12 protein-coding genes and 1 pseudogene are annotated in these 14099 nt (G+C 70.6%); 2 read left to right on the forward strand and 11 right to left on the reverse strand.

Annotation, left to right across the window (positions count from 1 at the left end; all coding sequences use genetic code 11):
* Positions 1-91 precede the first annotated feature (91 nt).
* Together pafA and JHAT_RS24770 are read right to left on the reverse strand one after the other, a co-directional pair.
* Positions 92-1453 carry a Pup--protein ligase gene (gene pafA, locus JHAT_RS24765; RefSeq protein ID WP_077800466.1) on the reverse strand — a complete coding sequence of 454 codons (1362 nt, stop codon included), beginning with the start codon at positions 1451-1453 and terminating at the stop codon, positions 92-94.
* A 9-nt stretch (positions 1454-1462) separates the two neighbouring features.
* On the reverse strand, positions 1463-2722 hold the full coding sequence (locus JHAT_RS24770; protein ID WP_077800467.1) for an MFS transporter: 1260 nt from the start codon (positions 2720-2722) through the stop codon (positions 1463-1465).
* 107 nt (positions 2723-2829) lie between these two features.
* On the opposite strand from JHAT_RS24770, the gene JHAT_RS24775 reads away from it, so the two are divergent.
* Positions 2830-3840, forward strand: coding sequence for a LacI family DNA-binding transcriptional regulator (locus JHAT_RS24775; RefSeq protein WP_171991036.1), 1011 nt, complete (start codon positions 2830-2832; stop codon positions 3838-3840).
* Positions 3841-4215: 375 nt separating this feature from the next.
* Here JHAT_RS24775 and prcA read toward each other — a convergent pair whose 3' ends face one another.
* The 6 genes and pseudogenes from prcA to arc all read right to left on the reverse strand — a co-directional run bounded on the left by prcA (position 4216) and on the right by arc (position 9981).
* Positions 4216-4980, reverse strand: a complete 765-nt coding sequence (prcA, locus tag JHAT_RS24780; RefSeq protein WP_077800469.1) for a proteasome subunit alpha — start codon at positions 4978-4980, stop codon at positions 4216-4218.
* A gap of 59 nt (positions 4981-5039) precedes the next feature.
* Positions 5040-5885: a proteasome subunit beta gene (gene prcB / locus JHAT_RS24785; protein WP_077800470.1), complete on the reverse strand. Its 846-nt coding sequence runs from the start codon at positions 5883-5885 to the stop codon at positions 5040-5042.
* Positions 5837-5970 (reverse strand): annotated as a pseudogene (locus tag JHAT_RS35485) (recombination endonuclease VII); the annotation flags it as partial. The gene prcB and the pseudogene JHAT_RS35485, both read right to left, overlap by 49 nt.
* Positions 5971-6077: 107 nt before the next feature.
* Positions 6078-6296, reverse strand: coding sequence for a ubiquitin-like protein Pup (locus tag JHAT_RS24795; protein WP_016325855.1), 219 nt, complete (start codon positions 6294-6296; stop codon positions 6078-6080).
* 177 nt (positions 6297-6473) lie between these two features.
* Entirely contained in the window at positions 6474-7985 is a 1512-nt protein-coding gene (dop, locus tag JHAT_RS24800; RefSeq protein ID WP_375603588.1) for a depupylase/deamidase Dop, read from the reverse strand.
* A 229-nt stretch (positions 7986-8214) separates the two neighbouring features.
* On the reverse strand, positions 8215-9981 hold the full coding sequence (arc, locus tag JHAT_RS24805) for a proteasome ATPase (protein ID WP_077800472.1): 1767 nt from the start codon (positions 9979-9981) through the stop codon (positions 8215-8217).
* Between the two features lie 246 nt (positions 9982-10227).
* Here arc and JHAT_RS24815 point away from each other — a divergent pair, with 246 nt between their 5' ends.
* Positions 10228-10533 carry a ferredoxin gene (locus JHAT_RS24815; protein WP_077800494.1) on the forward strand — a complete coding sequence of 102 codons (306 nt, stop codon included), beginning with the start codon at positions 10228-10230 and terminating at the stop codon, positions 10531-10533.
* 74 nt (positions 10534-10607) lie between these two features.
* On the opposite strand, the gene JHAT_RS24820 is transcribed toward JHAT_RS24815, so the two are convergent.
* The 3 genes from JHAT_RS24820 to JHAT_RS24830 all read right to left on the reverse strand — a co-directional run bounded on the left by JHAT_RS24820 (position 10608) and on the right by JHAT_RS24830 (position 14029).
* Positions 10608-11186 (reverse strand): hypothetical protein, encoded by a 579-nt coding sequence (locus tag JHAT_RS24820; protein ID WP_077800473.1) that lies wholly within the window; start codon positions 11184-11186, stop codon positions 10608-10610.
* 259 nt (positions 11187-11445) lie between these two features.
* On the reverse strand, positions 11446-12348 hold the full coding sequence (locus JHAT_RS24825) for a tRNA (adenine-N1)-methyltransferase (protein ID WP_077800474.1): 903 nt from the start codon (positions 12346-12348) through the stop codon (positions 11446-11448).
* A gap of 124 nt (positions 12349-12472) precedes the next feature.
* Positions 12473-14029 carry a site-2 protease family protein gene (locus tag JHAT_RS24830; RefSeq protein ID WP_107482013.1) on the reverse strand — a complete coding sequence of 519 codons (1557 nt, stop codon included), beginning with the start codon at positions 14027-14029 and terminating at the stop codon, positions 12473-12475.
* Between the last annotated feature and the right edge of the window lie 70 nt (positions 14030-14099).

Genomic DNA, 14099 nt, shown 5'->3' on the forward strand with positions numbered 1-14099 from the left:
CGGCGTGAGAAGGGCACCGTACGGATAACGTACGGTGCCCGTGTGGCGTTCCGCACCCTTCGGGGAGGGAACGCCTTACCGGTCGTCCGGGTCACATCCCGGCGATCAGCTTCTCCACCCGGTCGTCCACCGAACGGAACGGGTCCTTGCACAACACGGTGCGCTGCGCCTGGTCGTTGAGCTTGAGGTGGACCCAGTCGACGGTGAAGTCCCGGCGCTGTTCCTGGGCCCGCCGGATGAAGTCGCCGCGCAGCCGGGCCCGAGTGGTCTGCGGCGGAACCGACTTGCCCTCGAAGATCTTGAGGTCGTTGGCGACCCGGGCGGCCTGGCCCTTCTTCTCGAGCAGGTAGTACAGACCGCGACGACGGTGGATGTCGTGGTAGGCGAGGTCTATCTGCGCGACCCGCGGGTGGGACATGGTCATGTTGTGCTTGGCCCGGTACCGCTCGAGGAGCTTGTACTTCATGACCCAGTCGATCTCGGTGTCGATGCGGTCGAGGTCCTCGCTCTCGATCGCGTCCAGCGTGCGGCCCCACAGCTCCAGCACCCGCTCGACGGTGCCGGTGCGGATGCCGCGGCGCTCGCAGAAGTCCACGGCCTTCTCGTAGTACTCCCGCTGCACCTCCAGCGCGGACGCCTCCCGACCGCTGGCCAGGCGCACCTTGCGCCGCCCTGTGATGTCGTGGCTGACCTCGCGGATCGCCCGGATCGGGTTCTCCAGGGTGAGGTCGCGCATCACCGTGCCCGCCTCGATCATGCGCAGCACCAGGTCGGTGGCGCCGACCTTGAGCAGCATGGTCGTCTCGGACATGTTGGAGTCGCCCACGATGACGTGCAGGCGCCGGTAGCGCTCGGCGTCGGCGTGCGGCTCGTCGCGGGTGTTGATGATCGGCCGGGAACGGGTGGTCGCCGAGGAGACGCCCTCCCAGATGTGCTCGGCCCGCTGGCTGACGCAGTACACGGCGCCGCGCGGCGTCTGCAGCACCTTGCCGGCGCCGCAGAGCAGCTGCCTCGTCACCAGGAACGGGATGAGGATGTCCGCGAGCCGGGAGAACTCCCCGTGCCGGGCCACCAGGTAGTTCTCGTGGCAGCCGTAGGAGTTTCCCGCGGAGTCGGTGTTGTTCTTGAAGAGGTAGACGTCGCCCGCGATTCCCTCCTCGTGCAGGCGTCGTTCGGCGTCCACCAGGAGTCCTTCGAGAATGCGCTCGCCCGCCTTGTCGTGGGTGACGAGTTCGATCACGTTGTCACATTCGGGTGTCGCGTATTCCGGATGTGATCCCACGTCGAGATAGAGGCGGGCCCCGTTGCGCAGAAAGACATTGCTGCTGCGGCCCCATGACACGACACGGCGGAAGAGGTACCGCGCCACCTCGTCAGGCGACAGGCGGCGCTGTCCCCTGAACGTGCACGTGACGCCGTACTCGTTCTCCAGCCCGAAAATGCGGCGGTCCATGACTGAACATTACGCCTGATGACCCGAACTGAAACGGGGTTCGACGGCACGGTTCGGATCATTTTCCGGTGAAGCCGCAACCACCGCCTCCGGGGCGGGAACTGCGAGGACCCGTCCCGTGCACGCCAGCACGAGCAGCGACACGACGCCGGCCGCCCCGGGCACGGCGAAGCCCCACAGCGTCCCGCCCGCCTCGACGACCGGCCCGGCGAGACCCGTACCCACCGAGGCACCCACGGTGAACGTCGTCACCAGCCAGGAGAACGCCTCCGTCACCGTGCCCCGCGGCGCGTGCCGGTCCACCAGGACGAACGCGCAGGCGATGCACGGCGCCAGGAAGACACCCGCGACCGCGGTCAGCAGCACCATGGCGAACGCGCCCGGCATCAGCATCAGCGGCAGGTAACAGGCCGCCAGAAGCGCCACCAGGGACCGCAGTCGCCGCGCGGGGTCACCGGCCCACTGCCGGGCCCCGTAGACGGTCCCGCCGACCAGCGCGCCGAGGCCGAGAGCGGCCATCAGCCAGCCGTAGACGGCGTCGCCGCCGTGGTCGTCCGCGTAGGGCACGGAGGCCACGGTGATGGACCCGAGCGCCATCCCTATGAACAGGAACGCCCCCAGCAGCGCCAGCAGCCCGGACGAACGCAGCGCGCCCAGCCAGTGCGCCTCGCGCGGAGCGGACCGCCACGCGCGCGAGGGGGGCGACACGACCACGGACAGGGCGCCCAGCACACCCACCGCGTTCAGCACGAGCAGCGCGACCAGCGGCGACCACAGCGACACGCACACCGTCACGAGCAGCGGCCCGACGGTGAACATGACCTCCTGCGCCACGGCGTCCATGGCGTACGCCGTGTGCACCTGGCCCTCCTCGCGGAGCACGCTCGGCCACAGTGCCCGCAGCCCGCCCTCCAGCGGGGGCGTGAACAGTCCCGCGGCCCCCACGGCCCCGTACGCGAGCACCGCCGGCCCGGTGCCGGCGAACGCGAAGACCGTCATGGCCAGCCCCGACAGCACGGCGGCCGGCAGCTGCACCCGGGGCTGCCCGTACAGATCGACGAGCCGCCCCAGTACGGGCTGCCCGACGGCGTTGGCGACGCCGTACACGGCGGCCAGGGCGCCCGCGAGGCTGTACGAGCCGCCCTCGGCCCGCACGAACAGCACGATCGCGATCGCCGCGGTGGCGTTGGGCAACCGCCCCACGAGTGTGCCGACGAGCAGCCGTACGGCATGCCGCGCCCGGAGGATGTCCAGGTAACCGGCGACCACGACCCACCTCCTTCGTAGGGGACCTCGATGAGGTTTTACGTATAACTTCCGTGGTCATACGTACCATGTCGCCTGTTCACGAGTCCAGACGAAAGCGCAGGCGAACGGTGGCACGAGGCAGCACCCGCCCCACCAGCCGGGACGTAGCCCAGGCCGCCGGCGTCTCCCAGGCCGCGGTCTCCCTGGTCCTCGGCGACAAGTGGCGCGGCAGGGTGTCGGAACCCACCGCCCGACGCGTCCGCGAGGCCGCCCACGCGCTCGGCTACCGCCCCAACCTCGCCGCCCGCAACCTCCGCCTGGGCCGCACCCGCACGGTTCTGCTGGTCGTCCCCGCGCTGACCACCGAGTTCTTCGCCGGCGTCTACACGGGCGCCGCACGCGTCGCCGCCGAGCACGGCTTCGGGGTGGTCCTCTACCCCTCCCCCGAGGGCGTCGGGCCCGCCCGGGACCCCTTCGCCTCCGCCCAGGCCGCCCTGGACGGCGTCCTCGCGTCCTCCATGGCGGCCGACGCGCTCACCGCCATCCGCGGCGACCAGCTCCCGCTGGTCATGCTGGACAGCGATCCGGAGGGCAGCCTGGGCGCGGCGACGGTCAACCTGGACATCGCGGACGGCATCCGCCAGATCGCGGAGCACCTCCTGCTGCTGGGCCACCGCCGCTTCCTCCACCTCGCGGCGGACGTGCCGTCCTGGACGTTCGAGGTCCGCGCACGCGAGCTCGCGGCGCGGCTGGACGCCGTCCCCGGCACCACGCTGCGCACCGCGAGGGCGCCCCTCTCGATCGAGGACGCGCTGACCGCCACGGAGGCCGCGCTCGCGGGCCCCGGTCCCCGCCCGACGGCGCTGGTCTGCGACGACGACAAGCTGGCGGCCGGCGCGTACAAGGCGGCCCGCCGCGCGGGGCTCCGCGTCCCCGACGACCTCTCGGTCACGGGCCTGGACGACCTCGGCCTGGCCACCGCCATCGACCCCGAGCTGACGACGGTCCGCCTGGACGCGGAGCTGTTCGGCGAACGGGGGATGCAGGCGCTGCTGGCGGTGCTGGAGGGCCGGGTGCCCGAGGACGGCGACATCCCCGTGAACCTGGTCGTACGGGGTTCCACGGCACCCCCCCGGTGAGCGACGCGACCCGGTGCCGCCGGGGTGCCTCCCAGGCCGTTCGGGCGCTGGGGAGGCACAGCTGCCCGCAGTCGCGTACGGCGGGAGGGGGGCGTGTCGGGGGGTGTCCGCCCACAGCGGTTGGCGCGTCAACGCCCCGCCTGTCGGTCGGCACCCGATTCCGCGCCGTTCCGAGGACGGACACCCCCCGGCGCGGCCCCGACCCCGGGACCACGCACCGCGCCACGCGCACCCTCACCGAACCGCACAGGCCGCCGCAGGCACCCCACACCCCTACCGAACCGCACGGGTCGCCGCAGGCACCCCGCACCACCGCCGGAGGCCTACGCACAGGCCGCCGCAGGCACCCGGCGGCCGATGCGATGAGGGCGCGGGCTACTCCTCCTCCGTCCCGCCCTCGTCCTCGGACGTGGCCGTGGAGGCGGACGCGGCCCCGCTCGCTCCCCCGTCCAGGAGCCGCGACAGCTGGCCTCCCACGATGCGCTTGAACTTCCGCTTCTGCGGCCGCGTACGGTCCAGCACGGCGACCTCCAGCCGCTCCGCCGGAATTTCCCGCTCACTGCCGTTCGTGTCGCGGGACAGCGCCTGCACCGCCAGCTTCAGCGCCTCGGCCAGCGTCATGCCGTCCCGGTGCCGCTGGTCCAGGTACCCGCTGATCTGCTCCGCGTTGCCGCCGACCGCGACCGAGCCGTGCTCGTCCACGATCGAGCCGTCGTGCGGCAGCCGGTAGATCTGGTCGCCCTCGGGGCTGTCCCCGACCTCGGCGACGACCAGCTCCACCTCGTACGGCTTCTCTGCCGAGCTGGAGAAGATGGTGCCCAGCGTCTGGGCGTACACGTTGGCCAGCCCCCGGGCCGTCACGTCGTCCCGGTCGTACGTGTAACCACGCAGGTCGGCGTACCGCACACCGCCGATGCGCAGGTTCTCGTACTCGTTGTACTTACCGGCCGCGGCGAAGCCGATCCGGTCGTAGATCTCGCTGAACTTGTGCAGCGCACGGGACGGGTTCTCACCGACGAACACAATGCCGTCGGCGTACTGCAGCACGACCAGGCTGCGGCCACGCGCGATGCCCTTGCGGGCGTACTCCGCCCGGTCGGCCATCGCCTGCTGGGGTGAGACATAGAACGGCGTCGACACCGGTTATCCGTCCCTTTCTGTCGAAGTCACTGGAGCGCCTGACAACACGAACGCCTCCGCTACAGCAGCGTGGCCCGCGGGCCGTCGGGCTGCTCGAGCCGCCGGTCCAGGACCGACCGGGCCAGCCGCGAACTCTCGTCCTCGGTCAGCCGGCGGAAGCCGTCCTCGGTGATCACAGTGATGATCGGATAGATCCGGCGCGCGACGTCGGGACCACCGGTCGCCGAATCGTCGTCCGCCGCGTCGTACAGCGCCTGGACCACGAGCGTCGTGGCCTCGTCCTCGCTCAGGTCCTCGCGGAAGAGCTTCTTCATCGCTCCGCGCGCGAAGATCGACCCGGATCCCGTGGCCGCGAAGTACCGCTCCTCGGAACGCCCGCCCGTCACGTCGTACGAGAAGATGCGCCCCGCGCCGCGGTCCACGTCGTACCCGGCGAACAGCGGCACCACGGCCAGCCCCTGCATCGCCATGCCCAGATTCGAGCGGATCATCGTCGACAGGCGGTTCGCCTTGCCCTCCAGGGACAGCTGCGCGCCCTCGACCTTCTCGAAGTGCTCCAGCTCCAGCTGGAACAGCTTCACCATCTCCACGGCCAGCCCCGCCGTGCCGGCGATCCCCACCGCCGAGTACTCGTCCGCCGGGAAGACCTTCTCGATGTCGCGCTGCGCGATCATGTTGCCCATGGTGGCCCGCCGGTCACCGGCGAGCACGACACCGCCGGGGAACGTCACGGCCACGATCGTGGTGCCGTGCGGCGCCTCGACCACCCCCTGCACCGGCGGCAGCTGCCGGTTGCCCGGGAGCAGCTCGGGCTGGTGCTCTCCCAGGAAGTCCATGAACGAAGAGGACCCAGGCGTCAGGAAGGCAGCTGGTAGACGCCCGGTGCTACGAGTGTTGGCTTCCACGCGATTCCTTCCACGTATGCGTCAGCTAGTCAGCTATGCCACGGACCCTACCCGCCCTGCGGCGGTGATCCACATACTCGGCGGGAACCACGCGACGATCACTCTGGCCCCCCGCTGTGCGCCGTGCGCGGCGCGGGCGTGACCCGCGCCGCGCACGACATCTCACGTCAAGCTCGACCGTCCCTCCTCGGGCTACTGGCCGCCCTTCTGCACGAAGGAGCGCACGAAGTCCTCGGCGTTCTCCTCGAGGACGTCGTCGATCTCGTCCAGGACGGAGTCCACGTCGTCGCTCAGCTTCTCCTGGCGCTCCTTGAGGTCCTCGGACGCCTGTGCGTCCTGCGCCTGCTCCTCGACCTCCTCGGTGGAACGCGTGGCCTTCTGCTGCCCGCCGCCGGTGTCCTTGGTCGCCATAACCCTCACCCCGCTCGGTTCGCCCGACACAGTTGCTCGGTCAAGATCAGACCCTACAAGCCGGGTCCGACATCGGCCCCGCAGTTTCTCCAACGCGCGAGGGCCATCTCGATGGTTCCCGGACCGGGTGGCTTTCACCCCGTCCGGCGGTCGTCTTCGTGTACCCGCTCCGCGCCGTCACCCGCCGGACAGCACCCTGACCAGGTCGTCCGCGGTGCGGCAGCGGTCCAGGAGCTCCTTGACGTGATTACGCGTTCCGCGAAGCGGTTCCAGGGTCGGTACCCGCTGGAGCGAGTCCCGCCCCGGCAGATCGAAGATCACCGAGTCCCAGGAGGCCGCCGCGACGTCGTCCGCGTACTGCTCCAGGCAGCGCCCGCGGAAGTACGCCCGGGTGTCCTCCGGGGGCTTCGTACGGGCCCGCTCGACCTCCGTCTCGTCCAGCAGCCGCTTGATGCGGCCGCGGTCCACGAGACGGTTGTACAGGCCCTTGTCGGGCCGTACGTCGGCGTACTGGAGGTCGACGAGGTGCAGCCGGGCCGCGTCCCAGTCCAGGTCGTCCCTGCGCCGGTAGCCCTCCATGAGCTCCCGCTTGGCGACCCAGTCCAGCTCGCCGGCGAGGCTCATCGGGTCGTTCTCGAGCCGGTTGAGGGTGTCCTCCCAGCGGCCCAGGACGTCCTTGGTCTGCTCGTCGGCGTCCGCTCCGTACCGCTCCTCGACGTACTTGCGGGCCAGCTCGTAGTACTCCATCTGGAGCTGCACCGCGGTCAGTGTCCGGCCGCTGCGCAACGTGACCAGCCGCTTCAGCGTCGGGTCGTGGGAGACCTGGTGGAGGGTGCGTACGGGCTGGTCGACGGCGAGGTCGACGGCGATGAAACCGTCCTCGATCATCGACAGCACCAGGGCGGTGGTGCCCAGCTTGAGGTAGGTCGAGATCTCCGACAGGTTCGCGTCGCCGATGATCACGTGCAGTCGGCGCCACTTCTCCGCGTCCGCGTGCGGCTCGTCGCGCGTGTTGATGATGGGCCGCTTGAGCGTCGTCTCCAGGCCGACCTCGACCTCGAAGTAGTCGGCGCGCTGGCTGAGCTGGAAGCCGTGCTCGTGTCCGTCCTGGCCGATGCCGACGCGGCCGGCGCCGGTGACGACCTGGCGGGAGACGAAGAAGGGCGTCAGGTGGCGCACGATGTCCGAGAAGGCGGTCTCCCGCTTCATCAGGTAGTTCTCGTGCGTGCCGTAGGAGGCGCCCTTGTTGTCGGTGTTGTTCTTGTAGAGGTGGATCGGCTGGGCGCCGGGCAGCTGGGCTGCCCGCTCGGCGGCCTCGGCCATGATGCGCTCGCCCGCCTTGTCCCACAGCACGGCGTCCCGCGGGTTGGTGACCTCGGGAGCGCTGTACTCGGGGTGGGCGTGGTCGACGTAGAGCCGTGCTCCGTTGGTGAGGATGACGTTGGCCAGGCCGATGTCCTCGTCGGTGAGCTGGCTGGAGTCGGCTGCCTCGCGGGCGAGGTCGAAGCCTCGCGCGTCCCGCAGCGGATTCTCCTCCTCGAAGTCCCAGCGGGCCCGGCGGGCCCGGTGCATCGCCGCCGCGTAGGCGTTGACGATCTGGGACGAGGTGAGCATGGCATTGGCGTTGGGGTGACCGGGGACGGAGATCCCGTACTCCGTCTCGATGCCCATTACTCGCCGTACGGTCATGCGGCCCTCCTTGCCCGGCGGCGCCCTCGGTCGTGGACGCCGCTCACGTGGCGCTCCGGTGCGTGTGCGGTGCCCGTCCCCGCACTGCGCGACTCGGCGGTACGGAAGAGCCTAGAACGCCTTTGCGCTGGTGGGGAGATCATTTGCGTCATTGCCTTGCTCCAGCCGTGGCCCCGAAAAACAGTCGGCTGCGGGTACCCACTGAGGGCACCCGCAGCCGCCCTGCCTTTTACAGGTACTGACCGGTGTTCGCCACCGTGTCGATGGAGCGTCCGGTGTCCGCACCCTGCTTTCCGGTGACGAGCGTACGGATGTAGACGATCCGCTCGCCCTTCTTTCCGGAGATGCGGGCCCAGTCGTCCGGGTTGGTGGTGTTGGGCAGGTCCTCGTTCTCCTTGAACTCGTCCACGCAGGCCTGGAGGAGGTGGGAGACGCGAAGGCCCTTCTGGTTCTTCTCCAGGAAGTCCTTGATCGCCATCTTCTTGGCGCGTCCGACGATGTTCTCGATCATGGCGCCGGAATTGAAGTCCTTGAAGTAGAGGACTTCCTTGTCGCCATTGGCGTAGGTGACTTCCAGGAAGCGGTTCTCCTCGGATTCGGCGTACATCTGTTCCACCGCCGTCTGGATCATGCTCTGGACGGTGGCCGCCTTGTCCTTGTCGTGTTCCCTGAGGTCGTCCTCGTGGAGCGGGAGGCGCTCGGTGAGGTACTTGCCGAAGATGTCCTTGGCCGCTTCGGCGTCCGGACGTTCGATCTTGATCTTCACGTCGAGCCGGCCGGGCCGCAGGATGGCGGGGTCGATCATGTCCTCGCGGTTGGAGGCGCCGATGACGACCACGTTCTGCAGGCCCTCCACACCGTCGATCTCGGCGAGCAGCTGCGGGACGATGGTGTTCTCCACGTCCGAGCTGACACCCGAGCCACGGGTGCGGAAGAGGGACTCCATCTCGTCGAAGAAGACGATGACGGGGGTGCCCTCGCTGGCCTTCTCCCGTGCACGCTGGAAGACGAGGCGGATCTGCCGCTCGGTCTCGCCGACGTACTTGTTGAGGAGCTCGGGGCCCTTGATGTTGAGGAAGAAGCTCTTGCCGGCGGCCTGGCCGGTCACCTCGGCGACCTTCTTCGCCAGAGAATTGGCGACCGCCTTGGCGATGAGCGTCTTTCCGCAGCCGGGGGGCCCGTAGAGCAGGACGCCCTTGGGCGGACGCAGCTCGTGCTCCCGGAACAGGTCGGGGTAGAGATAGGGGAGCTCGACCGCGTCGCGGATGGCCTCGATCTGTCCGCCGAGGCCACCGATCTGCTCGTAGCCGATGTCGGGGACCTCTTCGAGGACGAGTTCCTCGACCTCGCTCTTGGGCACGACCTCGTAGACGTATCCGGAGCGGGGCTCGAGCAGGAGGGCGTCGCCGGGCCGGATGGTGACGCCCCGCAGTGGCTCGGCGAGCCGGACCACGCGCTCCTCGTCGGTGTGCCCGAGCACGAGGGCGCGCTCGCCGTCCTCGAGGACCTCCTTGAGGGTGACGATGTCGCCGACGCTCTCGTACTCCATGGCCTCGACCACGTTGAGGGCTTCGTTGAGCATCACTTCCTGGCCGCGCCGGAGCTCGTCGAGCTCGACGCTCGGGCTGACGTTCACCCGGAGCTTGCGGCCGCCGGTGAAGATGTCGGCGGTGCCGTCCTCGTTGGCCTGCAGGAAGACGCCGAAGCCGGCCGGTGGCTGCGCCAGCCGGTCGACCTCCTCCTTGAGGGCCACGATCTGGTCGCGGGCCTCGCGGAGCGTGCTGGCGAGTCGTTCGTTCTGGGCGGACACGCCGGCCAGGTTGGTCTGCAGCTCGACGATCCGCTCTTCGAGAATTCTCGTGTGCCGCGGAGAGTCGGCGAGCTTGCGTCGCAGGACGGCGATCTCCTGCTCAAGGTAGGCCACCTGCCCGGCCGGGTCCTCGGACCCGCGTCCCGGGCGGATGCCGCGGTTCATGTCGTCGTCGTTGGCTGCCACGGTCCTCACCTCCTCCAAGGGGAGCTGGACGCTTCCAGACCCTACCTGGGTGGGTGTCGATTGAAACCCCTAGATCACAAAGACGGTCGGGGTGTGTCCGATCTTCACCCTTGCGCTCTCCCTCACGCCAGGGGAATACCCAGCGAACGTGACGGGAACCCCGGCGGGGGTAGGGTCGAAGCGTTCAACACCCGTCAGAGCTGGCCGGATTCCCGACCGGTTCGACGCAGGAAACGGCAGGAAGCAATGAGTGTGCAGCAGGAGGCCGGAGTCGACGGCGAGGCCCTCGAGGTCTGGATCGACCAGGACCTGTGTACCGGCGACGGCATCTGCGCGCAGTACGCGCCCGAGGTGTTCGAGCTGGACATCGACGGTCTGGCCTACGTCAAGGGCGCGGACGACGAGCTCCTGCAGGCCAGGGGCGCGACAACGCCTGTGCCCCTGCCGCTCCTGACGGACGTGGTCGACTCGGTGAAGGAGTGTCCGGGCGAGTGCATCCATGTACGTCGCGTTTCGGACAGGACCGAGATCTACGGTCCGGACGCAGAGTGACCGAACTGTGACGTGAACGGCACGCACGGTGACCGGTGTCCGCTGGGTCACGCCTCTCGCCGGGTCGTCGCCGTTCAGACGGTCCGGGCCTGGGCCGGCGTGTCGCGGACGAACGCGCCGTTCTTCCACCGCCACTTCACGTCGTCGGTGACGTCCGGGCAGCAACTGGGCACGTCGGCCGACGAGTAGCCGAGGAGCGTGGCGAGGACGGCGCCGTCGCGCACCGCGAAGTCGGTGACGGTCCGGCGTTCCCGGGGGTTCACCAGGGTGGCCACCACACGGGACTTGCCGCTGCCGGTGTCCCGGGTGACGACGTAGACGCCGTCGGGCGGGGTCCCCATGGGGGCGTCGCAGTGCACGACGGCCACCGTCTCGGGCCGGCCGTCGCCGTCGAGGTCGCCGGACGCCTTCTTCTTCACCACGGCCTCGACCGGACCGCATTCCAGGGGGAACGCGACGGTCGCCGGGTCGGGCGGTGCGCCGTGCGCCGGGGCGGTCCTCGTTTCCGGCCCGGCGGCCTGGGCCGCTGTCGCGGCGTCCGGCTGCAGGACCGAGGAGAGGGCCACGACTCCGGCGAGAGCGGTGGCGGTGGCGACCCAGTGGATGGGCCGGGTGTGCGTGTGCGACAGGTCCGGAACGGCGGGGTGCTGCACGAGGAGTGTCTCCTGTGAGGGCTGTGCCGGTGGGGGTGGCCAGCATCGTGCCACACGTCACAGTGCGGGGGAACGGCGGGGTGGGTACTCCTTCGGGCTCCGCGCCGGGGCCGCGGTCCCGGATCGCGGTCCCCGGCCGCGGTTCCGGTCGGTGACCCGGTCGGTGACCCGTCAACGCGGCGGCGCCGTGGTGGAGTTCCCGGGCACCCCCGGGAACTCCACCACGGCGCCTGTGCGTTGTGTGCGGCACGGGGCCGCCTCAGCGGCCGGCGCCTCCGCCGGCGTTGGGGCCCTCGTAGTCCTCGCCGTAGGCGCCCTTGGCGGGGCGGCGGCGGCGCATGGGCGGCTCGACGCCGTCGGCGAGGCGGCGGGCGGTGAGCAGGAAGCCGGTGTGGCCGATCATCCGGTGGTCCGGGCGGACGGCCAGGCCCTCGACGTGCCAGTTGCGGATCATCGTCTCCCAGGAGGTCGGCTCGTTGAAGCAGCCGATCTCGCGGATGGACTCGACGGTCCGCGCGAGCTGGGTGGTGGTCGCGACGTAGCAGCACAGGATGCCGCCGGGCACGAGCGCCTTGGAGACGGCCTCCAGGCACTCCCATGGGGCGAGCATGTCGAGGATGACCCGGTCGACGTCGGTGTCGGACAGGTTGTCCTGGAGGTCGCCGACGGTGAGCTGCCAGGCGGGGTGGGGGCCGCCGAAGTAGCGCTCCACGTTCTGCCGGGCGATGTCGGCGAAGTCCTCGCGGCGCTCGTAGGAGTGCAGCATCCCCTGGTCGCCGATGGCGCGGAGCAGGAAGCTGCTGAGCGAGCCGGAGCCGACACCGGCCTCGACGACGCGCGCGCCGGGGAAGATGTCGGCGAAGGCGAGGATCTGCCCCGCGTCCTTCGGGTAGACGACGGCTGCCCCGCGGGGCATGGACAGGACGTAGTCGGGGAGCAGGGGGCGCAGCGCGAGGTAGGCGACGTTACCGGTGGTGCGGACAACGCTGCCCTCGGGAGCACCGATCAGTTCGTCGTGGGGGAAGGAACCCTTGTGGGTGTGGAAGTTCTTCCCGGCCTCGAGCGTGAACGTGTAGTGGCGGCCCTTGGGGTCGGTCAGCTGAACCTGGTCCCCGACCTTGAAGGGCCCGCGCCTGCGGGCGGCACCGGTCGGTTCGGACATGTGACCAGCCTACCGGTTCCCCGCCGGGGGCTTTACCGGCGGCGGGAGGGGGTGGCGGTGCGGGCGGACGGCGCGGGCCGTGTGCGGTCGCTCGCGCGGTGCCCCGTGCCCGTCCGGGGCGCGTTCAGCTGGGCCGGGCCATGGCTTTGACGAAGGCGCGCTCGACGTCGGCCGCGGACAGGACGCCGTAGATCTCGCCGGTCTCCTCGACCACCAGGTACTCCGTGGCCGGGGCCGCTCGCAGCGCGTCGAGGAGTTCCTCGCCCGACAGCTCGGCCGAGACGCGCATGCCGTCGGTGAGGTCCTGCGCGAGCCCGCTGACGGGGACCCAGGGACGGCGGTGCTCGGGTACGCCGACGATGGCGGCCTCGCGGACCAGGGAGACCGGCCTGCCCTCGGTGTCGACGACGACCAGGGCGCGGGCTCCGGAGGCGTTGGCGCGGCGCAGGGCCTCGGAGAGCGGAGTGTCGGGAGGGACGGGGACCGCGCGCCGGGTGAGGGCGCGGGCGCGCAGCTCGGGCAGGTGCTCGCGCAGGCGGGCCATGCGCAGGCTGTTGCCGGCGCCGGTCCAGATGATCGCGGCCAGGATGGCGGCGAGCAGGGCGTCCATCACGGTGTCCATGCCGACGTTGTCCACGGCCTCGGAGCCGAGCGCCCCGGACCGGGTGAGCCACGGCAGTCCGATCAGGACGGAGACGGCGAGCGCCCGGCCGACCCAGGCGGCGGCGACCGTGCCGCTCATCGGCTTGCCGGTGATCTTCCAGACGACGGCGCGGAGCATCCGGCCGCCGTCGAGGGGGAGGCCGGGGAGCAGGTTGAAGGCGGCCACGATGAGGTTGGAGATCATCAGGCCGGCCAGCAGGACGCCGGGGACGGTGCCCGGCTCGACGGGGAGCAGGGCGAGGTAGAAGACGCCGGCGAGGACGAGGGAGAGCAGTGGGCCGACGAAGGCCAGCACGAACTCGCGGCCGGGGGTCTCGGCCTCCTTCTCGATCTCGGAGACGCCGCCGAAGAACTGGAGCTGGATGCGGCGGACCGGGAGCTCGAAGCGGAGGGCGGCGACGGTGTGGGCCAGTTCGTGGACGAGGACGGAGGCGTAGAAGGCGACCGCGAAGAAGAGGGAGACGAGGTAGCGTGCGGCGCCGAGCTCGGGCAGGACCCGGTCGAGCTGGCCGCCGAACACCCAGGTGATCAGGGCGGCCACGAGGAACCAGCTGGGCGCGACGTACACGGGCACGCCGAAGGGCCGCCCCATCAGCAGCCCGCCTCCGGGCTCGGGACGGCGCCGGGGCGGCCGCCCCGGGCTGCCGCCGGTGTGGGCCTCGGCCCGGGCGTGGCCGTGGTGGCCCGGTGCCGGGGGCTGCGGTGCGGGCTCGTGCGGGGTGTCCTTCCCCGTCCCCTCCCCCGCCCCGTCACGCGCGGCGACGTCCTCGGCGGGGAGCTGCTCCCGGGGCGCGGCCCCCGAGGGGTCCGCCGGTCCCCCGGTGTCCTTGCTCACCGTCGGTGACTGTCCTGCGGTGTCGTCCTCGGTGCTCCGGGACTGTTCCGCGGGCTGTTCCCCGGGCGTGTCGGCAGCCGTGGGCTCCGAATGTCCGGGGTCCGGGGGCGGGGATCCCGCGTGGGGACCGGCCGACTCGTCGTTGTCGGGCCGCGGGTGCCCGCTCCCGCCGCTCACGTCCACGGTGTCCCCTCGTTCGAAGCGTTTCCCGCGTCTGTCGTGCGGGAGGGTCTGGTGTCGATGGTATGCGTCC

The sequence above is a fragment of the Streptomyces sp. JHA26 genome (genome assembly GCF_002005565.1).
GTDB lineage: Bacteria > Actinomycetota > Actinomycetes > Streptomycetales > Streptomycetaceae > Streptomyces.